General features: G+C 57.2%; 20 protein-coding genes and 1 pseudogene. 14 read left to right on the top strand and 7 right to left on the bottom strand.

Annotated features, from left to right (window positions below):
* Window positions 1–22 precede the first annotated feature (22 nt).
* Window positions 23–688 (bottom strand): 7-cyano-7-deazaguanine/7-aminomethyl-7-deazaguanine transporter, encoded by a 666-nt coding sequence (locus FNY10_RS23250; RefSeq protein WP_131049168.1) that lies wholly within the window; start codon window positions 686–688, stop codon window positions 23–25.
* Between the two features lie 212 nt (window positions 689–900).
* Here FNY10_RS23250 and tusA point away from each other — a divergent pair, with 212 nt between their 5' ends.
* On the top strand, window positions 901–1,146 hold the full coding sequence (tusA, locus tag FNY10_RS23245) for a sulfurtransferase TusA (protein WP_160704473.1): 246 nt from the start codon (window positions 901–903) through the stop codon (window positions 1,144–1,146).
* A gap of 364 nt (window positions 1,147–1,510) precedes the next feature.
* On the opposite strand, the gene zntA is transcribed toward tusA, so the two are convergent.
* Together zntA and FNY10_RS23235 are read right to left on the bottom strand one after the other, a co-directional pair.
* On the bottom strand, window positions 1,511–3,709 hold the full coding sequence (gene zntA / locus FNY10_RS23240) for a Zn(II)/Cd(II)/Pb(II) translocating P-type ATPase ZntA (RefSeq protein ID WP_131049167.1): 2,199 nt from the start codon (window positions 3,707–3,709) through the stop codon (window positions 1,511–1,513).
* A 78-nt stretch (window positions 3,710–3,787) separates the two neighbouring features.
* Window positions 3,788–4,414 (bottom strand): lysoplasmalogenase, encoded by a 627-nt coding sequence (locus FNY10_RS23235; RefSeq protein WP_100686592.1) that lies wholly within the window; start codon window positions 4,412–4,414, stop codon window positions 3,788–3,790.
* Window positions 4,415–4,555: 141 nt separating this feature from the next.
* Here FNY10_RS23235 and FNY10_RS23230 point away from each other — a divergent pair, with 141 nt between their 5' ends.
* Complete coding sequence (locus FNY10_RS23230; RefSeq protein ID WP_141963180.1) at window positions 4,556–4,915, top strand: DUF2500 domain-containing protein; 360 nt, start codon at window positions 4,556–4,558, stop codon at window positions 4,913–4,915.
* A 10-nt stretch (window positions 4,916–4,925) separates the two neighbouring features.
* Here FNY10_RS23230 and FNY10_RS23225 read toward each other — a convergent pair whose 3' ends face one another.
* Together FNY10_RS23225 and rsmD are read right to left on the bottom strand one after the other, a co-directional pair.
* Entirely contained in the window at window positions 4,926–5,204 is a 279-nt protein-coding gene (locus tag FNY10_RS23225; RefSeq protein ID WP_100686594.1) for a DUF1145 family protein, read from the bottom strand.
* On the bottom strand, window positions 5,194–5,790 hold the full coding sequence (gene rsmD, locus FNY10_RS23220; RefSeq protein ID WP_100686595.1) for a 16S rRNA (guanine(966)-N(2))-methyltransferase: 597 nt from the start codon (window positions 5,788–5,790) through the stop codon (window positions 5,194–5,196). The genes FNY10_RS23225 and rsmD overlap by 11 nt, the downstream gene beginning before the upstream one ends.
* Before the next feature lie 191 nt (window positions 5,791–5,981).
* On the opposite strand from rsmD, the gene ftsY reads away from it, so the two are divergent.
* The 4 genes from ftsY to rpoH all read left to right on the top strand — a co-directional run bounded on the left by ftsY (window position 5,982) and on the right by rpoH (window position 10,380).
* A complete protein-coding gene (ftsY, locus tag FNY10_RS23215) occupies window positions 5,982–7,541 on the top strand; it encodes a signal recognition particle-docking protein FtsY (RefSeq protein WP_160704273.1) in 1,560 nt (519 codons plus the stop codon).
* Between the two features lie 2 nt (window positions 7,542–7,543).
* The gene (gene ftsE / locus FNY10_RS23210) at window positions 7,544–8,212 is read left to right on the top strand and encodes a cell division ATP-binding protein FtsE (RefSeq protein ID WP_004868565.1); all 669 of its coding nucleotides are present in this window, start codon (window positions 7,544–7,546) and stop codon (window positions 8,210–8,212) included.
* On the top strand, window positions 8,205–9,266 hold the full coding sequence (gene ftsX / locus FNY10_RS23205) for a permease-like cell division protein FtsX (protein WP_141963188.1): 1,062 nt from the start codon (window positions 8,205–8,207) through the stop codon (window positions 9,264–9,266). Before ftsE ends, ftsX begins: the two co-directional genes overlap by 8 nt.
* A gap of 259 nt (window positions 9,267–9,525) precedes the next feature.
* Window positions 9,526–10,380 (top strand): RNA polymerase sigma factor RpoH, encoded by an 855-nt coding sequence (rpoH, locus tag FNY10_RS23200; RefSeq protein WP_100686597.1) that lies wholly within the window; start codon window positions 9,526–9,528, stop codon window positions 10,378–10,380.
* A gap of 51 nt (window positions 10,381–10,431) precedes the next feature.
* Here rpoH and FNY10_RS23195 read toward each other — a convergent pair whose 3' ends face one another.
* The gene (locus FNY10_RS23195) at window positions 10,432–11,955 is read right to left on the bottom strand and encodes a PLP-dependent aminotransferase family protein (RefSeq protein WP_160704275.1); all 1,524 of its coding nucleotides are present in this window, start codon (window positions 11,953–11,955) and stop codon (window positions 10,432–10,434) included.
* A gap of 118 nt (window positions 11,956–12,073) precedes the next feature.
* Here FNY10_RS23195 and FNY10_RS23190 point away from each other — a divergent pair, with 118 nt between their 5' ends.
* Both FNY10_RS23190 and livJ read left to right on the top strand, forming a co-directional pair.
* Entirely contained in the window at window positions 12,074–13,339 is a 1,266-nt protein-coding gene (locus tag FNY10_RS23190) for a 4-aminobutyrate--2-oxoglutarate transaminase (RefSeq protein ID WP_160704277.1), read from the top strand.
* Window positions 13,340–13,743: 404 nt separating this feature from the next.
* Window positions 13,744–14,847, top strand: coding sequence for a branched chain amino acid ABC transporter substrate-binding protein LivJ (gene livJ / locus FNY10_RS23185; protein WP_015585591.1), 1,104 nt, complete (start codon window positions 13,744–13,746; stop codon window positions 14,845–14,847).
* A gap of 412 nt (window positions 14,848–15,259) precedes the next feature.
* On the opposite strand, the gene panM is transcribed toward livJ, so the two are convergent.
* Window positions 15,260–15,649, bottom strand: a complete 390-nt coding sequence (panM, locus tag FNY10_RS23180) for an aspartate 1-decarboxylase autocleavage activator PanM (protein ID WP_131049162.1) — start codon at window positions 15,647–15,649, stop codon at window positions 15,260–15,262.
* A gap of 420 nt (window positions 15,650–16,069) precedes the next feature.
* On the opposite strand from panM, the gene livK reads away from it, so the two are divergent.
* The 6 genes and pseudogenes from livK (at window position 16,070) to ugpB (ending at window position 22,500) form a co-directional block, all read left to right on the top strand.
* Window positions 16,070–17,179, top strand: a complete 1,110-nt coding sequence (gene livK / locus FNY10_RS23175; RefSeq protein WP_100684480.1) for a high-affinity branched-chain amino acid ABC transporter substrate-binding protein LivK — start codon at window positions 16,070–16,072, stop codon at window positions 17,177–17,179.
* A 53-nt stretch (window positions 17,180–17,232) separates the two neighbouring features.
* Window positions 17,233–18,159 (top strand): high-affinity branched-chain amino acid ABC transporter permease LivH, encoded by a 927-nt coding sequence (gene livH / locus FNY10_RS23170; RefSeq protein WP_004868550.1) that lies wholly within the window; start codon window positions 17,233–17,235, stop codon window positions 18,157–18,159.
* Window positions 18,156–19,433: a branched chain amino acid ABC transporter permease LivM gene (gene livM, locus FNY10_RS23165; protein WP_131049160.1), complete on the top strand. Its 1,278-nt coding sequence runs from the start codon at window positions 18,156–18,158 to the stop codon at window positions 19,431–19,433. Before livH ends, livM begins: the two co-directional genes overlap by 4 nt.
* Window positions 19,430–20,197 (top strand): high-affinity branched-chain amino acid ABC transporter ATP-binding protein LivG, encoded by a 768-nt coding sequence (livG, locus tag FNY10_RS23160; protein WP_032690417.1) that lies wholly within the window; start codon window positions 19,430–19,432, stop codon window positions 20,195–20,197. Before livM ends, livG begins: the two co-directional genes overlap by 4 nt.
* Window positions 20,198–20,199: 2 nt before the next feature.
* Window positions 20,200–20,913: a high-affinity branched-chain amino acid ABC transporter ATP-binding protein LivF gene (gene livF, locus FNY10_RS23155; protein WP_004868545.1), complete on the top strand. Its 714-nt coding sequence runs from the start codon at window positions 20,200–20,202 to the stop codon at window positions 20,911–20,913.
* Window positions 20,914–21,183: 270 nt separating this feature from the next.
* Window positions 21,184–22,500 (top strand): annotated as a pseudogene (gene ugpB, locus FNY10_RS23150) (sn-glycerol-3-phosphate ABC transporter substrate-binding protein UgpB).
* The last annotated feature ends 60 nt before the right edge of the window (window positions 22,501–22,560 follow it).

The raw sequence follows: 22,560 nt of genomic DNA, 5'->3' as shown, positions 1-22,560 counted from the left end.
TCACATCAATCTGCGAGTACTCTTAACCTGGCTGCAATGCGGATAAATCAGATTTATCTGCCAGTTTTTTCAGCAGCATATTCAACAACATGCCATACATCGGCAGGAAGAAAGCAATGCTAATCAGTACCTTAAAGCTGTAGTCGACAATGGCGATTTCGCCCCAGTTCGCCGCCATAAACGGGTCCGGGCTCCGCCAGAAAGCGATAAAGAAAAAGGCCAGGGTATCGCTGACGTTGCCGAACAGGGTCGAGGCGGTCGGCGCCAGCCACCAGCGGCGGTTTTGACGCAGGCGGTTAAAGACGTGGACATCGAGGATCTGGCCCAGCGCGTAGGCCATGAAACTGGCGGCGGCGATACGGGCGACGAACAGGTTAAAGTGGGTCAGCGCGGCAAAGCCTTGCCACTCGCCCATATAAAACAGGGACGAGATGCCGTAGGAGATCAGCAGCGCCGGGATCATCACCGCCAGGATAATGCGTCGTGCCAGCGGCGCGCCGAAAATCCGCACCGTCAGATCGGTGGCGAGGAAGATAAACGGAAAGCTGAACGCGCCCCAGGTGGTATGAAAACCAAAAATGGCGATCGGTAGCTGCACCAGATAGTTGCTGGAGGTGATCACCAGCAAATGGAAAAGAGAAAGCCAGACCAGCGCTTTTTGACGCTGTGACGTTGTAAATGGACTCATATTGTGACCTTTTTAGTGATTGGGGTGAGGGAACCCAATAAATCAATACTCGCGCTGTGGCATTGCCAATACGCGAGTACCAGTTTGAAGCAGCAGAATGATACTGCGTTGAGCGGGTATTGCAATGGTTGTTTTTCACGCAAACGTTAACCTGACTTGCGTAGCGCAAAAGTGGGGGTAAACTAGGGCCGTTTTGTTGATGTGAGATGAAAATGACCGAACTTTTCTCCAGCCCTGACTACACTCTGGACGCTCAGGGCCTGCGTTGTCCGGAGCCGGTAATGATGGTGCGTAAGACCGTACGTACCATGCCGGTGGGTGAAACGCTGCTGATTATCGCCGACGATCCGGCGACAACCCGCGATATCCCGGGTTTTTGCCGCTTTATGGAGCATGAGCTGCTGGCGCAAGAAACCGCGGCGCTGCCCTACCGCTATCTGATTCGTAAAAGCCATTAAGCACGGGTTTGCGTGCCGCACTGCCTCTCCCGGAGGCGGGGCTGCGCCCCTTGTCCGGGCGACTCATGCCAGACCACACGCTCCCGTAGCCCCGGTAAGCAACGCGCCACCGGGGGATAAACGGAGCGATTGCCGCACACCGTCTTCCCGGAGGCGGGGCTGCGCCTCTTGTCCGGGCGACGAATGCCAGAGACCGCACGTTCCCGTAGCCCCGGTAAGCAACGCGCCACCGGGGGATAAACGGAGCGATTGCCGCAGACCGTCTTCCCGGAGGCGGGGCTGCACCCCTTGTCCGGGCTACCCATGCCAGAGACCACACGCTCCCGTAGCCCCGGTAAGCAACGCGCCACCGGGGGCTTTGCGCTTATTTCTTACGTAACAGTCGCAGCGCGTTGGCGGTGACCAGCACCGTCGCCCCGGTATCCGCCAGTACCGCCAGCCACAGGCCGGTCAGGCCGAGCAGGGTGGTGACGAGGAAAATCCCCTTCAGGCCCAGCGCGATGGCGATGTTCTGCCGGATATTGGCGTGGGTGGCACGGGCCAGCGAAATCATCTGCGCCAGCCCGGTCAGGCGATTGTGAGTCAATGCCGCATCGGCGGTTTCCAGCGCCACGTCGGTGCCGCTGCCCATCGCGATGCCAATGGTCGCCGCTTTCATCGCCGGCGCATCGTTGATACCGTCACCGACCATCGCCAGCGGCGCAGCGGCATTGAGCGCCGTGACCGCCTCGACTTTATCGGCCGGCAGCAGCCCGGCGCGAAACTCCAGCCCCAGTTCCCCGGCAATGGCCGCCGCCGCACGCGGGTTATCGCCGGTCAGAATGACCCCCTGGACCCCCAGACGATGCAGATCGTCGACCGCCTGGCGGGCGTCGTCGCGCAGCGTATCCCGCAGCGCCAGAATACCGAGCAGAGACTGTTCGCGCAGTACTAGCACCACCGTCTGACCCGCGCTCTCCAGCTGCTGAATCTGCGCCTCATGTTCTGCCGCAGCGTCGTTGCCCGCCGCGCAAATCAGTATCCGACGGCCGTCGACCTCGGCTTCTATGCCCGAACCCGCCAGTGCGCGCTGACCGTGGGCAGACGGAATCGTCAGCTGGCGCTGCCGGGCTTCGCGCACGATAGCCTGCGCCAGCGGGTGGCTGGAGCCTTGTTCTACCGCCGCTGCCAGGGCCAGCAGGCCATTTTCATCCACGTCATTCAGGGCGATGGCGGCGGTAACACGCGGTTGACCAACGGTTAGCGTCCCGGTCTTATCAAAAGCCACCTGACGTATGCGACCCAGTTGCTCAAGCGCTGCGCCGCCTTTAATCAGGGCGCCGTGGCGTGATGCCACCGCCAGCCCGGAAGTGATGGCCGCCGGAGTGGAAATCACCAGCGCACAAGGACAGCCGATCAGCAGCAGCGTCAGACCCTTGTAGATCCACGGCAGCCAGGCGGCGGCAAAGAACAGCGGCGGCACGATGGCGACCAGCAGGGCAACGACCATAATGGCCGGCGTGTAAATCCGGCTGAAACGATCGATAAAGCGCTCAATCGGCGCCCGGCGTTCCTCCGCCTCTTCAATCAGCTTCAGAATACGGTCAATGGCGCTGTCGCCCGGCTCGGAAATGACCGTCAGTTGCACCAGGCGATCGACGCTGGTGGCGCCTGCCGCCACGCGTTCACCAGACCGGCGCTCGACCGGCACCGACTCACCGGTTAAGGCGCTTTCATCGAAGCTGGCGAACGGCGTGCGCAGCTGGCCATCGGCGGGCAGGCGACCACCTGCTGCGACTTCAATCACGTCTCCGGGGCGGAGATCGCGCTGGGCGACGGTTTCCCGCACGCCATCACGCAGGCGAGTGGCGGTATCGGGTTTTAACGCCATCAGCGCGCTGACCCCCTGGCGGGCGCGGCTGGCGGCCCAGCCTTCAAGGCGCTCGCCAACCATAAACAGCAGCAGCACCATCGCGGCTTCGGCCGTGGCGCCGATAAACAGTGCCCCGATGGCGGCGACGCTCATCAGTGTTTCAATGGCAAACCAGCTGCCGCTGCGGATCAGGCGCAGAGCCTGGCGAGCGACGGGCCACAGGCCGACAAGCGTGGTGGCAATGAATGCCAGCTCGCCGAAGGGGTGGTTGAACTGTTCCAGACCCCAGCTCAGTGCCATCAGTAGCACCAGGGTTATCAGCGGCAGGTTCTCGCGCAGGGGCGAGGTTTCCGGCGGCGGGGCGCTTTCATCGCGCAGCGTATAGCCCACGGCACGTACCGCGCTTTCGACGGCCGTGCGGATATCGGCATCGGCGTTGACCAGCAGTTTTTCGGTGGCAAACAGAACCTGTACCTGGCTGACGCCCGGTACCTGGCGCACCGCGGTTTCGACTTTACGGGCGCAGGCGGCGCAGTCCATGCCTTCAACCAGCCAGCTATAGCGCGCCTCGTTTAACGCCTCGTTGTCGGCGGCGTTATTGGTAGCACAGCCAGACTCGGTGCAGCAGCTGTCAGCCTGCGCGACAACCGGCTTTAATTTGAATGACGAGAACTGTGGGACTTTTTTATCCTGCGTTTCTGGAGTCGACATGGGACCCTCCCGGTAATGATAATTTTCTCATTACCAGAAGGATACACTCTGGAGTCGACTCCAGAGTCAAGCGCAAAATTACAGATACAGCGCGCGGACGATCAGGAAGTGGCCGGCAAAGTAGAAGGCGGCGGCGAGAGCGTTATCGGCGCGGAAGCGACGGCGATAGTGGCTGATCAGCCAGACGATATTACTCAACAGCAGGAATGTCGCGCCGGCGAAGCCTGAGAGCGCGGTATCCGTCGGGCGGAAGAACCACAGCTCGCCGGCCAGCCAGACCATAACCAGCGTCATGCCGATAAAGGTGAAGACCGGCATGCGCAGATCTTCCAGCCGACTCCAGATAACCGCCAGCAGCAGCGCGCCGATAACCAGCAGCACCAGCGGCAGCGGCCAGAAAAATGACATCGTCATCTGGCTGGCAAACCAGATCGTATACAGCAGATGCGACAGGAAAAAGGCCCCCACCGCATACATCACCCGCTGGCGCGGCAGCTGTGTTAAGGCATCGCCCAGCAGCGAAGCGCACAGCCCGGCGAGGACCAGGTAGCTGATAGCGTTGAACTTTGGCGCCTGCCAGGCCAGCAACAGGAGCAGGATCAGCGTGACGGGTTTAAAAACCCAGCGCCGCCACGCGGGGCCGCGATAGGATGCATCGACGTAAAGCCATGCGGAGAAACAGACAGCAATAAACGACCAAAGCATAGTAAGTCCTTGTATCTGTTATTATTAAGTGAGTAGTGTATTGGCGGTGCTAAAACTTAGTGTAGTGGTTCGGGTGGGCAGATGACAATGTTAATCAAGGCGCGGTATGCTTATTCCTGAGAATTTTTATGGGTTAGATGAATGAGCAAGGTTCCGCTGTTTTTTATTATCGTCGTTGCCCTCATTGTGGTAGCCGCCTCGGTGCGCTATATGCAGCAACGCCGGGAAAATATGGATAACGACGCCGCGCCGCTGCTGCAAAAGCGGGTGGTAGTGAGTAACAAGCGGGAGAAAGTGCTCAACGATCGCCGTTCGCGCCAGCAAAGCGTTGCGCCCGCCGGTAGCGATATGCGTTATGACGCGAGCTTCAGGCCACAAGCCGGTGGCATGGAGGTTAGTTTTCGACTAGAGGCGGCGCAATATCATGCGCTGAGCGTCGGCGATCGGGGAACGCTGAGCTACAAAGGCTCAAGGTTTGTCGCGTTTACGCCAGAACCTTGAGCCCACGGGATTACTTCTTACGCAGCGTGGCCTTGAGCTTTTTCTGCCAGGCCACCAGTTCGAACACGCCGAAGACAAAAATGCGAATCTGCTCGAAGCGGCTCAGCGGCGGGGCATCTTTCGGTTGCGTGGCCTTCAGCAGCGTCAGCTGCAGGCCGTGCATCAGGATCATAAAGATCAGGGCAACGTTAACAAAGATGTTCAGCGGCTTCGGGAAAGGCTGAAACAGGTTTAACAGCAAAAATGCCCAGACGCACAGCATCAACACGCGGCCAAAATTAATCAGCACGATTTTCTCCTTTTACCTCACGTTGATAGAGACGATAGGCGACCTGTCCGGCCACTTTCTCACGATACAGCTGCCAGCATGCCGGCACCGGCGGTAAACCATTTTCGACTTCGCTCTCAACGTAGATAAGCGCTTCATCGGCGAGCCAGCCGTTATTTTCCAGCAGACGCAGCGTCTCTTCCAGCAGACCTTTACGGAAAGGCGGATCGACAAACACGATATGGTGCGGTGTGCCGGGCTGATTAAGGTAGTTGAGCGTATTGGTATTGACCACTTTGCCATGGCTGGCTTTCAGGGTCGCCAGGTTTTTTTGCAGCTGCTGGGCGACGCCGCGCTCCATTTCCAGCAGCGTGGTGCTGCCTGCATAGCGCGACAGCGCTTCCAGCCCGAGGGCGCCGCTGCCGGCAAAGCAATCCAGGCAGTGCGCATCGACCATAACCGGCGCCAGCCAGTTAAAAAGGGTTTCACGGACCCGGTCGGTGGTCGGGCGCAGGCCCGGGCTCTCCGGCACCGGTAATTTCCGGCCCCGCCATTGCCCACCGATAATACGGATCTGGCCGCTGCCCGTGTGGTTTGGTTTCTTCATCTCTTTGCTCAGGTCTCCACTTTCAGCCCGCTATTCTAGCGATCGAACGCGGATGACGAAACCTTAATCCGGGGGCGGTGATGCGAGTTAAGTTAAGTGATAGACTATCCGACTAATTTCATCATTTTTCAGCTTCCGCTATTGTTATGCCGAAGCTGTGCCATGAATAAACAGCGGGAGTGTCGTCGCAAATGGCAAAAGAGAAAAAACGTGGCTTCTTTTCCTGGCTGGGCTTTGGACAAAAAGAACAGGCGCAGGAAACCGAGACCGAACAGAAAGTAGAAGGGCAAACCGACGTTGCCGAACAGCATTCGGCCGCAGAGTTGCCTGCTGAGGCGGTGGCGGCGCCAGAAGCGGATACGGTCAGCGCTTCTCCGGTGGAGAAAGAGGACGCGGAAGCTTTTGCGGCCGATGTCGTTGAGGTGACTGAACAGGTTGTTGAGAGCGAATTACCGCATTCTGCGCCGGTGACGCCTGCGGTTGAAGTCCCGGCCGAAGCCGAAGAAACCCCTCGCGTGGCGATTGCAGAGGCTGTCGCTGCAGAGCTGCCGGCGGAAGAGGTGGCCGCCACAGAACCGCTGGTCGAAGAAGCTATCGTGCAACCGGTTGTTGCGGAAGCGGTGGCCGGGCAGACGCCGCAAGCGCCGACGGATGAGCCGCAAGTCGCTGCCGGGGACGATGCGCTGAGTGATGAGATGCGCGGTGAGGAACCTGCATTGTCTGATGAGGAGCTTGAAGCTCTGGCGCTGGCCTCACAACCTCTTGATGATGAAGCGGTTATTGAAAGCCAGCCGGATGACGCTGCCCAACTGGAGCAGGAAAAACCGACGAAGGAGGGCTTTTTCGCCCGCCTGAAACGCAGCCTGATTAAAACCAAACAGAACCTCGGTTCCGGATTTATCAGTCTGTTCCGCGGCAAAAAAATCGACGATGATCTGTTTGAAGAGCTGGAAGAACAGCTGCTGATTGCCGACGTCGGCGTGGAAACGACCCGTAAGATCATTACCAATCTGACCGAAGGCGCCAGCCGCAAACAGCTACGTGACGCGGAAGCGCTGTATGGCCTGCTGAAAGAAGAGATGGGCGATATCCTCGCGAAAGTGGATGCGCCGCTGAATGTTGAAGGGAAAACGCCATTTGTTATCCTGATGGTGGGCGTGAACGGCGTGGGTAAAACCACCACTATCGGCAAGCTGGCGCGTCAGTTCGAACAGCAGGGTAAATCGGTGATGCTGGCGGCCGGGGATACCTTCCGCGCCGCAGCGGTAGAACAGCTGCAGGTCTGGGGTCAGCGTAACAACATTCCGGTGATTGCTCAGCATACCGGCGCGGACTCGGCATCGGTTATCTTCGATGCCATCCAGGCCGCGAAGGCGCGCAACGTTGACGTGCTGATCGCCGATACGGCGGGTCGTCTGCAGAACAAATCGCACCTGATGGAAGAGCTGAAGAAAATTGTCCGGGTGATGAAAAAACTGGACGAAGATGCGCCGCATGAGGTCATGCTGACCATCGATGCCAGCACCGGGCAGAACGCAATTAGCCAGGCCAAACTGTTCCATGAGGCCGTTGGCTTGACCGGCATCACGCTGACTAAGCTGGACGGCACCGCGAAAGGTGGGGTTATCTTCTCGGTCGCCGACCAGTTCGGTATTCCGATTCGCTACATTGGCGTCGGTGAACGTATTGAGGATCTGCGTCCGTTTAATGCGGGCGACTTTATTGAGGCACTTTTTGCCCGAGAGGATTAATCATGATTCGCTTTGAACAAGTCAGCAAAGCCTATCTCGGTGGGAGACAAGCGCTGCAGGGGGTGAATTTCCACCTGCAGTCGGGCGAGATGGCATTTCTGACCGGCCACTCCGGCGCGGGGAAAAGTACCCTGCTTAAGCTTATCTGTGGTATTGAACGGCCGAGCGCCGGGAAAATCCTGTTCGGCGGCCACGATATCAGCCGCCTGAAAAGCCGTGAGGTGCCGTTTTTGCGCCGTCAGATCGGCATGATTTTCCAGGATCATCACCTGCTGATGGACCGTACGGTGTTTGATAATGTCGCTATTCCGCTGATTATTGCCGGCGCCAGCGGCGATGACATTCGCCGTCGCGTGTCGGCGGCGCTGGACAAGGTCGGGCTGCTGGACAAAGCGAAAAACCTGCCAATCCAACTCTCCGGCGGTGAACAGCAGCGCGTGGGGATTGCCCGCGCGGTGGTCAACAAGCCTGCGGTGTTGTTGGCGGATGAACCCACCGGTAACCTCGATGAGGCGCTCTCGGAAGGGATTTTACGCCTGTTTGAAGAGTTTAACCGCGTAGGGGTCACGGTTCTGATGGCGACGCACGACCTGGGGCTGATTTCCAGCCGCTCGTACCGCATGCTGACCCTGAGCGACGGTCATATGCATGGAGGCCATTGGGGTGAATAAGCGCGACGCAATAAACCAGATTCGCCAGTTCGGTAGCCGGCTCGATCGCCTCCGCAATGGCGCAGGCGCGGGCGGTGGTAGCGGCGGGCGTAATGCGCCGAAGCGGCCAAAAGCGGCACCGGGCCCGGCTTCCCGTAAGAGTAACGTCTTTAACGAACAGGTCCGCTATGCCTGGCATGGCGCGGTCCAGGATTTAAAAAATACGCCGCTGGCGACCTTCCTGACCATTATGGTTATCGCCATTTCGCTGACGCTGCCCAGCGTGTGCTACATGGTGTACAAAAACGTCAACAGCGCGGCGGCGCAGTACTATCCGTCGCCGCAGATCACCGTTTACCTTGAGAAAACGCTGGATGATGACGCGGCGGCGCGGGTAGTTGGTCAGCTCCAGGCGGAACAAGGCGTGGAGAAGGTAAACTACCTGTCGCGGGATGAGGCGCTTGGCGAGTTCCGCAACTGGTCTGGTTTTGGTGGCGCGCTGGATATGCTGGAAGAGAACCCGCTGCCGGCCGTGGCGATTGTGGTGCCGAAGCTGGACTTCCAGAGCACCAATGCGCTGAATACGCTGCGCGATCGCGTGACGCACATTCAGGGCGTGGACGAAGTGCGTATGGATGACAGCTGGTTTGCCCGCCTCTCCTCGTTGACCGGGCTGGTGGGCCGCGTGTCGGCGCTGATTGGCGTGCTGATGGTGGCGGCTGTGTTCCTCGTTATCGGCAACAGCGTGCGCCTGAGCATTTTTGCCCGTCGCGATACCATTAACGTGCAAAAACTGATTGGCGCGACCGACGGTTTCATTCTGCGTCCGTTCCTGTATGGCGGGGCGCTGCTGGGCTTCTGCGGTGCCTTTTTGTCGCTGATTTTGTCGGAAATTATGGTGATGCGGCTGTCGTCCGCGGTGACGGAAGTCGCGCAGGTGTTTGGAACCAGGTTTGAACTCAGCGGGTTAGGTTTCGACGAGTGTCTGCTGATGCTGATTGTCTGCTCGATGATCGGCTGGGTGGCGGCCTGGCTGGCTACGGTTCAACATTTACGTCACTTTACCCCCGATTAAAAAAAGTCTGGTATAATCTTTCCCTGCACTGATGAATGTCTCTCTGCAGGGAAAGAGTCCCTGTTGTCTCTTCCCTGTGTTTTCATTTCCATGTCACATTTTGTGCGTAATCTATTCACATCGTTGCATGGAACTTGTGGATAAAATCACTGTCTGATATTAATGTGGGTGATATTCTCGTTGCTCATAAACGCTGGCATGTTTGTTGCTCATCTCATGGGAACCATCACGTCAGACGATATCGATTGAGAGGATTTGAATGACCAAAGATATGCAAACTTTAGCTTTAGCCCCCGTTGGTAACCTGGAATCGTATATCCGGGCTGCGAACAGCTGGCCGATGTTATCGGCTGATGAAGAGCGGGAGCTTGCTGAAAAGCTGCATTACCAGGGCGATCTGGAAGCAGCGAAAAGGCTGATCCTGTCTCACCTGCGCTTTGTTGTTCATATTGCTCGTAATTACTCGGGCTATGGCCTGCCGCAGGCGGATCTGATTCAGGAAGGCAACATTGGCCTGATGAAAGCCGTGCGTCGTTTTAACCCGGAAGTGGGCGTGCGTCTGGTTTCCTTCGCCGTACACTGGATTAAGGCTGAAATTCACGAATACGTGCTGCGTAACTGGCGTATTGTGAAGGTCGCCACCACCAAAGCACAGCGTAAGCTGTTCTTTAACCTGCGTAAAACTAAGCAGCGTCTGGGCTGGTTTAACCAGGATGAAGTCGAGATGGTGGCCCGCGAGCTGGGCGTGACGAGCAAAGACGTACGTGAAATGGAATCCCGTATGGCGGCGCAGGACATGACCTTCGACATGTCGTCGGATGACGAGTCCGATAGCCAGCCGATGGCGCCGGTGCTCTACCTGCAGGATAAAACGTCTAACTTTGCCGATGGCATTGAAGATGATAACTGGGAAGAGCAGGCGGCCAACAAGCTGACTGACGCGATGCAGGGCCTGGACGAGCGTAGCCAGGACATCATTCGCGCCCGCTGGCTGGACGAAGACAATAAGTCGACGTTGCAGGAACTGGCGGATCGCTATGGCGTGTCGGCTGAGCGTGTGCGCCAGCTGGAAAAGAACGCGATGAAGAAACTGCGTACTGCCATCGAAGCATAACGCAGCAATCTGCATGCCCGCCTCTGTGCAGGCACCCGATAACGCCCCACATTACGTTGGGGCGTTTTGTTTTTCTGCACCTTCTCTTTTGACCAGCACCTGCGGGCATAACGTCTGCAGACATGCCAGCAGGATATGGAAGGCCGGCTCCATTTGTGTCTCTGCCAGACTGGCAAAGCCCATCAATAGTCCCTGCTTACGTTCTTGCGTCAGATAGTAGCGTGAGAGCGGGCGCACCAGAATATTGTGCGCGTTGGCCTGTCTGGCGATCGCGACATCGTCCGCGTCATCAGGCAGGTTGAGAATCAGATGCAGGCCGGCGTTATCGCTGAAATCTGACAGCGCCTGCGGACGACAATAACGCTGAATCAGTTCGGTCAGGCAGGCGCGACGGCGGCTGTACAGCAGGCGCATTCGGCGGATATGGGCGGAGTAATGGCCGACGTTGATAAATTCCGCCAGCGCCATCTGAATCAGCGAATGGCCGCCGCGATAGAGCTCGGCATGGGCGCTTTTCAGATAGCCGACCAGCGGGCGCGGCAACACGACATACCCCAGCCGTAGCCCCGGATAGAGCGTCTTACTGAACGTGCCGATATAGACCACCGGCGAGTCGGCAATCAGTCCCTGTAGCGCCGGAATCGGCTGGCCGGAAAAGCGAAACTCGCTGTCGTAATCATCCTCGACGATCCAGCTGCCGTGCTGGCGCGCCAGGGCCAGCAGACGTTGACGGCGCTCCAGGCTCATCACTGCCCCCAGCGGATACTGATGTGATGGGGTGACAAAAATCAGCTGCGGCGCCTCCTCAACCGTCTCGGGCGGGCGCAGGCCGTTGGCATCGACGGTAATCGGATTGATCCGTATATCATTCATCGCCAGCACGTGGCGGATCCCCCAGTAGGAGGGCTCTTCGACCCACGCCAGATCGCCGCCATCACAGAGCATGCGCGTCACCAGGTCGATTGCCTGATGGATCCCTTCCGTAATAAGAATTTGATCTGCCTGACAATGGACGCCGCGGGACACGCGAAGATAATCCACCAACGCCTGCTGCAGTTCCGGCGTGCCGCCGTTACAACTGTAGCTTAACTGCTCGGGTTTCGGGCGGCGGCTGATACGGGCCTGAATCTTGCTGAACAGCGGGTGGGGAAAGGCATTGACGTCCGGCACGCCGGGAATAAAGGCCCCCCACTGGCGCGGACTGGCGCTGACGCGGCTGAGCAACTGCTGGCCGCGACGGGATAAAAATTGTGTTGCCGTCACATCGCTGCTGTTTTCGGTGACGCTGCCAGCAGAAAGAGCAATATCCGGCGCGGTTTTCTCGACGAATGTGCCACTGCCGCGACGGGAAACCACATATCCTTCCGCCTGCAATTGTTCATAAGTTGTTAATATGGTGTTTCTTGAAACGCCGAGCTCCCCGGCCAGATCTCGTGAAGGGGGCAGGCGGCTATGGGGCGCTAAAGAACCGTCCAGAATCGAGCGACGAACCGCGTTATATAAGCGTTTATGCAACAGCGGGTCTGTCTCTTCCTGCAATCTGACCAGCACAAGGTCACCGACGAGTGAACGCAATTGGATCCCTCAGATAATCTGAATTGGTACTCGATTATAGAGCCAACTCCTGTGTAAATAAACGTCATCGTTTCGATATTGTTGCGATAGCGTGACATACATGACAGGAGATTCGAGGGTGAAAAGTTCAGAACTGAATCAACGTCGCCAGCAGGCGACGCCGCGCGGCGTAGGCGTAATGTGCGATTACTTTGTTGCGAAGGCGGAGAATGCCACGCTGTGGGATGTGGAAGGCAACGAGGTGATTGATTTTGCTGCGGGAATTGCCGTGCTCAATACTGGCCATCGCCACCCGAAAATTGTTGCCGCCGTCGCGCAGCAGCTGGAGGCCTTTACCCATACGGCGTATCAGATCGTCCCTTACGAAAGCTATGTCTCGCTGGCGGAGCGCATTAACGCGCTGGCGCCGGTTGAGGGGCCAGCCAAAACCGCTTTCTTCTCCACCGGGGCGGAAGCCGTCGAAAACGCGGTGAAGATTGCCCGCGCTTATACCGGCCGTCCGGGGCTGATTACTTTTGGCGGCGGTTTTCATGGCCGTACCTTTATGACCATGGCGCTGACCGGTAAGGTCGCGCCTTACAAAATTGGTTTTGGGCCGTTTCCTGGATCGGTATACCACGGGGTCTACCCGAATGCTGTCCACGGCATTACCACCGATGAGGCGATGAAAAGCCTGGAGCGTATCTTTAAAGCCGATATCGCGCCGGATCAGGTGGCGGCCATTATCCTTGAACCGATTCAGGGCGAAGGCGGTTTTAACGTTGCTCCTGCCGGGTTTATGCAGGCGCTGCGTACGCTGTGCGATACCCACGGTATCCTGCTGATTGCCGATGAAGTGCAAACCGGCTTTGCCCGCACCGGCAAGCTGTTTTCCATGCAGCACTATGATGTCAAACCGGACCTGATGACGATGGCGAAAAGCCTTGCCGGTGGTTTTCCGTTGTCCGGCGTAGTGGGGCGTGCCGAGGTGATGGACGCCCCGGCGCCGGGCGGGCTGGGTGGCACCTATGCCGGTAACCCGCTGGCGGTGGCGGCGGCTCATGCCGTCCTTGATGTCATTGAAGAAGAGCAGTTGTGTCAGCGTGCGGAACAGCTTGGTCGCCATCTGAAAGAAGTGCTGAACCAGGCGCGTGAGCATTGCCCGGCGATTGTTGATATCCGCGGGCAGGGCTCGATGGTGGCCGTGGAGTTTAACGATCCGCAGACCGGCGCGCCGTCACCGGAGTTTACCCGCCACATTCAGCAAAAGGCGCAGGAAAATGGTCTGCTGCTGCTGAGCTGCGGCGTCTATGGCAACGTTATCCGTTTCCTGTATCCGTTAACTATCCCCGATGCGCAGTTTACAAAAGCGCTGGATATTCTGGCGCGCATCCTGAAAGGGTGATGCGCCCGACTCCTGTGCGGCGACCGGGAAGCCAGAAAAAACCGGATGCCGCATACGAGTTTTTATACTCAGCGTGAGTGCTGTATCACCCTGATATCACGCCTGGCTGGACCCGTCCGGCGTGGATAGACCATCTGCTGGCGGCTAATCTGGCTCCTGACTCTCCCGCGTCCGGTTCATCCTGACGCGGTTTTTTATTTGTCACTTATCTGTTACATAACCCCAATTTTGTCATTTCAAATTCTCCTGAATGGCGGTATGTTTAGCATAGTGTGCTGCAAAAGCGCAGGCGGCAAACCTAAAAGTAGATGTCATATGCTTTTTTTATGACGTAAATTAGAATAATGCGCTAATAAACAACATCACAACGAATGCAAAAAACCATAATAATGGGGAGCCTCAGGATGAACATGAAGGGTAAAGCGTTACTGGCAGGATGTATCGCCTTAATTATGAGCAATGCCGCGCTGGCGGAAGATATCAAAATTGCCGTAGTTGGCGCGATGTCTGGCCCGGTGGCACAGTACGGTGACCAGGAGTTTACCGGTGCTGAGCAGGCGGTTGCCGATATTAACGCGAAGGGTGGGATCAAGGGCAATAAGCTGCAGATCGTTAAATATGATGATGCCTGCGACCCGAAACAGGCGGTGGCCGTCGCCAACAAAGTGGTTAATGATGGCATTAAGTACGTTATCGGCCATTTGTGCTCGTCCTCTACCCAGCCGGCGTCCGATATCTATGAAGACGAAGGCATTCTGATGATCACCCCGGCCGCCACCGCGCCGGAGTTGACCGCACGCGGCTATAAAATGATTCTGCGTACCACCGGTCTGGATTCTGACCAGGGTCCGACGGCGGCAAAATATATCATCGAGAAGGTGAAACCCCAGCGTATCGCTATCGTGCACGACAAGCAGCAATATGGTGAAGGCCTGGCGCGCGCGGTGCAGGATGGTCTGAAGAAGGGCGGCGCTAACGTGGTGTTCTTTGATGGCATCACCGCCGGGGAGAAAGATTTCTCTACCCTGGTCGCGCGTCTGAAGAAAGAAAATATCGACTTCGTCTATTACGGCGGCTACCACCCGGAAATGGGGCAGATTCTGCGTCAGTCCCGCGCGGCAGGTCTGAAAACGCAGTTTATGGGGCCGGAGGGCGTCGCTAACGTCTCCCTGTCTAACATTGCCGGTCAGTCTGCGGAAGGCATGCTGGTGACGAAACCGAAGAACTACGATCAGGTCCCGGCGAACAAACCGATTGTTGACGCGATTAAAGCGAAGAAACAGGATCCGAGCGGCGCCTTCGTCTGGACAACCTACGCGGCAATCCAGTCGCTGCAGGCTGGCCTGAATCAGTCCGAAGACCCGGCGGCGATCGCGAAATACCTGAAGGCCAACTCCGTCGATACCGTTATGGGACCGCTGTCCTGGGATCAGAAAGGCGATCTGAAAGGCTTCGAGTTCGGCGTGTTTACCTGGCATGCTGATGGTACGGCAACCGACGCCAAATAACTTAACCGTCGTCTTTTACGCGGTGGGTGTGTTGGCTGCGTGACTTAACCCCGGTGGCGCTGCGCTTACCGGGGCTACGGTCAGAGGTTGTCAGGGTAAGGCGTTGACGCCGTAGCCTGGTAGTTCCCCGGTGGCGCTGCGCTTACCGGGGCTACGGTCAGAAGTAGCCCGGGTGAGGCGTTGACGCCGTAACCCGGGATTTCCCCGGTGGCGCTGCGCTTACCGGGTCTACGGTCAGAGGTAGCCCGGGTAAGGCGTTGACGCCGTAACCCGGGATTTCCCCGGTGGCGCTGCCCTTACCGGGGATACGGTCGGAGGTTGTCCGGGTAAGGCGTTGACGCCGTAACCCGGGATTTCCCCGGTGGCGCTGCGCTTACCGGGGCTACGGTCGGAGGTAGCCTGGGTAAGGCGTTTAGCGGAGCGACCTTTCCCAGCCATTCTGTCGGGCGCTAAAGCCCAGCGCCTGCATAAAGGCGGACATCACCGCGTTATCTTCCACCCCCGCATCGCTGACCTGCCAGCGGCTGATTTCCGGATTATTGCGCAACACTTCTTCGACTAAATATTGCCCGACGCCGCGCCGACGGGTGACTTCGCGTACGCACAGCGCGCTGAGCTCGCCTTCATTGCCGTGCAGCGTGACGCGCACGGCGCCCAGCAGACGTTCGTTAAAACGGGCGGCGTAAAGTCGGTGATGATCGTCCAGAGGGATCGCGTCGGGATCCTGCGACGGCCAGATTTTCCCTAAGTCGATGCGATCCTGATCGCTGAAAAGCGGTAATCGAATAATGGTCAGTTTCATGCGCGACAAGTCCAGTCAGAACGAATAGGGCAGTGTACCCAAATTTGCTGTCTGCAGGGCGCTGTTTTTTATCCGTTCATTAGGGGATTCGTTCTTCTGGCGAGTTCAGAGTAGAGCAATACGTCACGGATCGAAAAATAAGCAGGATTTTAGCCTAATATGTAGCGTTTTATTCCGCCTTATGTATCGTTATTTTATGCTGTGAAGAGGACTTTTTTTGTTTATCTTCGCTTGAATACAGAATATTATATTTGCTTAATCGCCTGAAAAATAGAGATTTTAATCTAAATTCAGGCAAAAAACATCGCTAAACCATTAAAGATAATGGTAAAAGTAGCGTTGTTTAATAAAAGCACAGAATGCTTTTTAACCATAAAAATACAAAATATTTACACCACATCACGAACGGGGTTCTGAAGCATGAAAAGGAACGCAAAAACCATTATTGCGGGATTCGTTGCACTGACGATGTCGCACGCGGTCATGGCTAAGGATATTAAAGTTGCCGTCGTTGGCGCGATGTCCGGCCCGGTAGCTCAGTGGGGCGACATGGAGTTCAACGGCGCGCGGCAGGCCATTAAAGACATTAACGCGCAGGGCGGCATTAAAGGCGATAAGCTGGTTGGCGTTGAGTTCGACGATGCCTGCGACCCGAAACAGGCCGTGGCGGTCGCCAACAAAATTGTGAATGAAGGCATCAAGTACGTCATCGGCCATCTGTGTTCCTCTTCTACCCAGCCTGCCTCCGATATCTATGAAGACGAAGGCATTCTGATGATCTCTCCGGGTGCGACGAACCCGGAACTGACCCAACGTGGCTATCAGTACATCATGCGTACCGCTGGCCTGGACTCCGCACAGGGGCCGACCGCCGCCAAATACATCCTCGAAAAAGTGAAACCGCAGCGTATCGCCATCCTTCATGACAAACAGCAGTATGGCGAAGGTCTGGCGCGCTCCGTCCAGGAGAGCCTGAAGAAAGGCAAGGCGAATATCGTCTTCTTTGATGGCATCACCGCCGGGGAGAAAGATTTCTCCGCGCTGCTGGCACGTCTGAAAAAAGAAAATATCGACTTCGTTTATTACGGCGGCTACTACCCTGAAATGGGGCAGATGCTGCGTCAGGCACGCTCCGTAGGGCTGAAAACTGTCTTCATGGGGCCTGAAGGCGTCGGCAACGCATCGCTGTCGAATATTGCCGGCGCAGCGGCGGAAGGCATGCTGGTAACAATGCCGAAACGTTATGACCAGGATCCGGCCAACAGCGCTATCGTTGACGCGCTGAAAGCAGAGAAAAAAGATCCGAGCGGTCCATATGTCTGGATCACCTACGCTGCCGTGCAGTCATTGGCGCAGGCGATGGACAGAAGCAGCAGCCAGGAGCCGCTGGACTTAATCAAAGATCTGAAAGCTCACGGGGCGAAAACCGTGATTGGGCCGCTGAATTGGGACGAAAAAGGCGATTTGAAGGGATTTGAGTTTGGTGTCTTCCAGTGGCATGCGGATGGATCATCCTCTGTCGCAAAATAAGATGCGTTATCCCACCGCCCGTGTGAAGCGGGCGGCATGAAAAAGGTTACCTTATGTCCGAGCAGTTTCTCTACTTTCTGCAGCAGATGTTTAACGGCGTCACGCTGGGCAGTACCTATGCGCTGATCGCCATCGGCTATACGATGGTGTACGGCATTATCGGCATGATTAACTTCGCCCACGGCGAGGTATACATGATTGGCAGCTACGTCTCCTTCATGATCATCGCCGCCCTCATGATGATGGGGATTGATACCAGCTGGCTGCTGGTGGCCGCCGGGTTTATCGGGGCGATTATTATCGCCAGCGCCTACGGCTGGAGCATTGAGCGCGTGGCCTATCGACCGGTGCGCAGCTCCAAGCGCCTGATTGCGCTGATCTCCGCCATCGGGATGTCCATCTTCCTGCAAAACTATGTCAGCCTGACGGAAGGTTCGCGCGATATCGCGCTGCCGAGTCTGTTTAATGGCCAGTGGATTATCGGCAGCAGCGAAAACTTCGCCGCCACCGTGACCACAATGCAACTGGTGATTTGGGTCGTGACTTTTGTTGCGATGCTGGCACTGACGCTGTTTATCCGCTATTCACGCATGGGCCGCGCCTGCCGCGCCTGCGCAGAAGATCTCAAAATGGCGAGCCTGCTCGGTATCAATACCGACCGGGTGATTGCGTTGACGTTTGTTATCGGCGCGGCGATGGCGGCGGTAGCGGGCGTGCTGCTGGGCCAGTTTTACGGCGTCATCAACCCGTATATCGGCTTTATGGCCGGGATGAAAGCCTTTACCGCAGCGGTACTGGGCGGTATCGGCAGCATTCCTGGCGCGATGATCGGTGGCCTGATTCTGGGCATTGCCGAAGCGCTCTCGTCCGCCTACCTCAGCACGGAATATAAAGACGTTGTCTCCTTTGCCCTGTTGATTCTGGTGCTGTTGGTGATGCCTACCGGCATTCTGGGCCGCCCGGAGGTCGAGAAAGTATGAAACCGATGCATATTGCTATGTCGCTGCTGTCAGCGGCGATGTTCTTTGTCCTCGCCGGTGTGTTTATGGGCGTGCAGCTGGAGCTCGACGGCACCAAACTGGTTGTCGATACCGCAGCCGATATCCGCTGGCAGTGGATCTTCATCGGCACCGCGGTGGTCTTCTTCTTCCAGCTGATGCGTCCGTTGTTCCAGAAAACCCTGAAAAACGTCTCCGGGCCGAAGTTTATTATGCCGGCCATCGACGGTTCGACGGTCAAGCAGAAGCTGTTCCTGATGGCGCTGCTGGTCATCGCCGTGGCGTGGCCGTTCATGGTGTCGCGCGGGACGGTGGATATCGCCACGCTGACTATGATCTATATCATTCTCGGCCTTGGGCTTAACGTGGTGGTGGGGCTGTCCGGCCTGCTGGTGCTGGGCTATGGCGGCTTCTACGCCATCGGCGCCTACACCTTTGCGCTGCTGAACCACTATTACGGTCTTGGCTTCTGGACCTGTCTGCCGCTGGCCGGGCTGGTGTCTGCAGCCGCGGGCTTCCTGCTGGGGTTCCCGGTGTTGCGTCTGCGCGGCGACTATCTGGCGATCGTCACGCTTGGCTTCGGCGAAATCGTGCGTATCTTGCTGCTTAATAACACCGACATCACCGGCGGCCCCAACGGCATCAGCCAGATCCCTAAACCGACGCTGTTTGGCCTTGAGTTTAGCCGCAGCGCCCGCGAAGGCGGCTGGGATACTTTCAGTAACTTCTTCGGCCTGAAGTACGACCCGGGCGATCGGGTTATTTTCCTCTACCTGGTGGCGCTGCTGCTGGTTGTGCTGTCGCTGTTTGTGATCAACCGCCTGCTGCGTATGCCGCTGGGCAGGGCATGGGAGGCGTTGCGTGAAGACGAAATCGCCTGCCGTTCTCTGGGCCTGAGCCCGACGCGCATCAAGCTGACCGCCTTTACCATCAGCGCCGCGTTTGCCGGTTTTGCCGGTACGCTGTTCGCCGCGCGCCAGGGCTTTGTCAGCCCGGAATCCTTCACCTTTGCCGAGTCGGCTTTCGTGCTGGCGATTGTGGTTCTGGGCGGGATGGGATCGCAGTTTGCGGTCATTCTCGCCGCGGTGCTGCTGGTGGTATCGCGCGAGCTGATGCGTGATTTCAACGAATACAGCATGCTGATGCTCGGCGGGTTGATGGTACTGATGATGATCTGGCGTCCGCAGGGTCTGCTGCCGATGACGCGTCCGCAGCTGAAGCTGAAAAAAGGTCAGGCGAAAGGAGAGCAGGCATGAGTCAGCCATTATTATCCGTCAGCGGCCTGATGATGCGCTTTGGCGGCCTGCTGGCGGTCAACAACGTGTCGCTGGAGCTGCGCCCGCAGGAGATCGTGTCGCTGATAGGCCCTAACGGCGCCGGGAAAACCACGGTCTTCAACTGCCTGACCGGTTTTTACAAGCCGACCGGCGGGACCATCATGCTGCGCGATCAGCACCTGGAAGGGCTGCCGGGTCAGCAGATCGCCCGGATGGGCGTTGTTCGTACCTTCCAGCACGTGCGTCTGTTCCGCGAAATGACGGTGATTGAAAACCTGCTGGTGGCGCAACATCAGCAGCTGAAAACCGGGGTCTTCTCCGGGCTGTTGAAAACTCCGTCATTCCGCCGTGCGCAGAGCGAAGCGCTGGATCGCGCCGCGACCTGGCTTGAGCGCATCGGCCTGCTGGAGCATGCGAACCGTCAGGCGAGCAACCTGGCCTATGGCGACCAGCGGCGTCTGGAGATTGCCCGCTGCATGGTCACCCAGCCGGAAATCCTGATGCTCGATGAACCCGCTGCGGGTCTGAACCCGAAAGAGACCAAAGAGCTGGACGAGCTGATCGCCGAGCTGCGCAGTCATCACAACACCACCATCCTGCTGATTGAGCATGATATGAAGCTGGTGATGGGCATTTCCGATCGTATTTATGTGGTAAACCAGGGCACGCCGTTGGCTAACGGTACGCCGGAAGAGATCCGCAATAACCCGGACGTGATCCGCGCATATCTTGGTGAGGCATAAGTATGGAAAAAGTGATGTTATCTTTTGACAACGTAAGCGCCCACTACGGCAAGATTCAGGCGCTGCATAACGTCAGTCTGCATATTAATCAGGGGGAAATTGTGACCCTGATTGGCGCCAACGGCGCGGGGAAAACCACGCTGCTGGGCACCCTGTGCGGCGATCCGCGAGCTTCCAGCGGGAAAGTGGTCTTTGATGGTAAAGATATCACCGACTGGCAGACCGCAAAAATCATGCGCGAAGCGGTGGCGATTGTTCCGGAAGGGCGGCGGGTCTTTTCGCGCATGACGGTGGAAGAGAATCTGGCGATGGGCGGTTTTTTTGCCGATCGAGACCAGTTCCAGACCCGTATTAAGTGGGTCTACGAACTGTTTCCGCGTCTGCTGGAACGTCGAATTCAGCGCGCGGGCACCATGTCCGGCGGCGAGCAGCAGATGCTGGCGATTGGTCGGGCGCTGATGAGCCAGCCGCGCCTGCTGCTGCTTGATGAGCCTTCTCTGGGACTGGCGCCGATCATCATTCAGCAGATTTTCAACACCATCGAACAGCTGCGCGAGCAGGGGATGACTATCTTCCTTGTCGAGCAGAACGCTAACCAGGCGCTGAAGCTGGCTGACCGCGGCTATGTGCTGGAAAACGGTCACGTGGTGCTGGAAGACACCGGCGATGCGCTGTTGGCGAACGAGGCGGTGCGTAGCGCCTATCTGGGAGGCTAATCTCCTCGCTCTTATTCCCGGCCGCCCGGCCGGGATATTCCTTAGCCAGAACGGAGTGTTGACGCCGCTGGCCGGGAATTATCCCCTGTATGTGCCTCAGCGCCCACTTTCCTGTCTCCAATCCTTCATCGTCTTGCCATCTCTCTGACGCGTTACTATCTTTTTTTTGTAATAAAAGAGTTATTTTTCTGTAATTCGAGCATGTCATGTTACCCCCGCGAACATAAAACGCGTGAAATCGCGCATCTGGAACAACAAGAGAGATAACCGATGATATCGTTACGACATACAGCTTTAGGACTGGCGCTCAGCCTGGCATGTGCCGGTCAGGCGCTGGCAGTGACCAATATTCCGTTCTGGCATTCAATGGAAGGGGAGTTGGGTAAAGAAGTTGATTCTCTGGCGCAACGTTTCAACGCGGCCAATCCGGATTATAAAATTACGCCGGTGTACAAAGGTAACTATGAACAGAGCCTGAGCGCCGGCATTGCGGCGTTCCGTACCGGTAACGCGCCGGCTATCCTGCAGGTTTATGAAGTGGGTACCGCGACAATGATGGCTTCCAAAGCCATTAAACCGGTGTATCAGGTGTTCAGCGATGCGGGTATCAAGTTTGATGAGTCGCAGTTCGTCCCGACCGTTTCCGGCTACTACACCGATTCCAAAAGCGGCCATCTGCTCTCCCAGCCGTTTAACAGCTCCACGCCGGTGCTGTACTACAACAAAGATGCCTTCAAAAAAGCCGGCTTAAACCCGGATCAGCCGCCGAAAACCTGGCAGGAGCTGGCTGCCTATACCGATAAGCTGAAAGCCGCCGGAATGAAATGCGGTTACGCCAGCGGCTAGCAGGGCTGGATTCAGATTGAAAACTTCAGCGCCTGGCATGGTCTGCCGGTGGCAACCAAAAACAACGGCTTTGACGGTACCGATGCGGTTCTGGAGTTCAACAAGCCGGAGCAGATCAAACATATCGCCATGCTGGAAGCGATGAACAAGAAGGGCGACTTCAGCTACTTCGGGCGTAAAGATGAGTCTACCGAGAAGTTCTATAACGGTGACTGCGCGATAACCACCGCCTCTTCCGGCTCGCTGGCCGATATTCGCCAGTACGCGAAGTTCAATTATGGCGTGGGGATGATGCCATACGACGCCGACGTGAAGGGCGCGCCGCAGAACGCCATTATCGGCGGGGCCAGCCTGTGGGCGATGCAGGGTAAAGATAAAGAGACTTACACCGGCGTGGCGAAATTCCTCGAATTCCTCGCTAAACCGGAAATCGCCGCGGAATGGCATCAGAAAACCGGCTATCTGCCGATTACCACCGCCGCTTATGACCTGACCCGTCAGCAGGGCTTCTACGATAAGAACCCGGGCGCGGATATTGCCACTCGTCAGATGTTGAACAAGCCGCCGTTGCCGTTCACCAAAGGCCTGCGTCTGGGCAATATGCCGCAGATCCGCACCATTGTGGATGAGGAACTGGAAAGCGTGTGGACCGGGAAGAAGACGCCAAAACAGGCGCTGGATTCAGCGGTTGAACGTGGTAACCAGCTGCTGCGCCGCTTCGAGCAATCCACTAAATCGTAATAGCAATGCCCGGTGGCGCTTCATCCACCGGGCCTACGACGTGTCATATGTAGGTCGGGT

This window comes from Klebsiella sp. Lac1 (assembly GCF_009825425.1).
GTDB classification, from domain to species: domain Bacteria; phylum Pseudomonadota; class Gammaproteobacteria; order Enterobacterales; family Enterobacteriaceae; genus Klebsiella; species Klebsiella electrica.
This window is presented reverse-complemented; position numbering and strand designations above follow the sequence as displayed.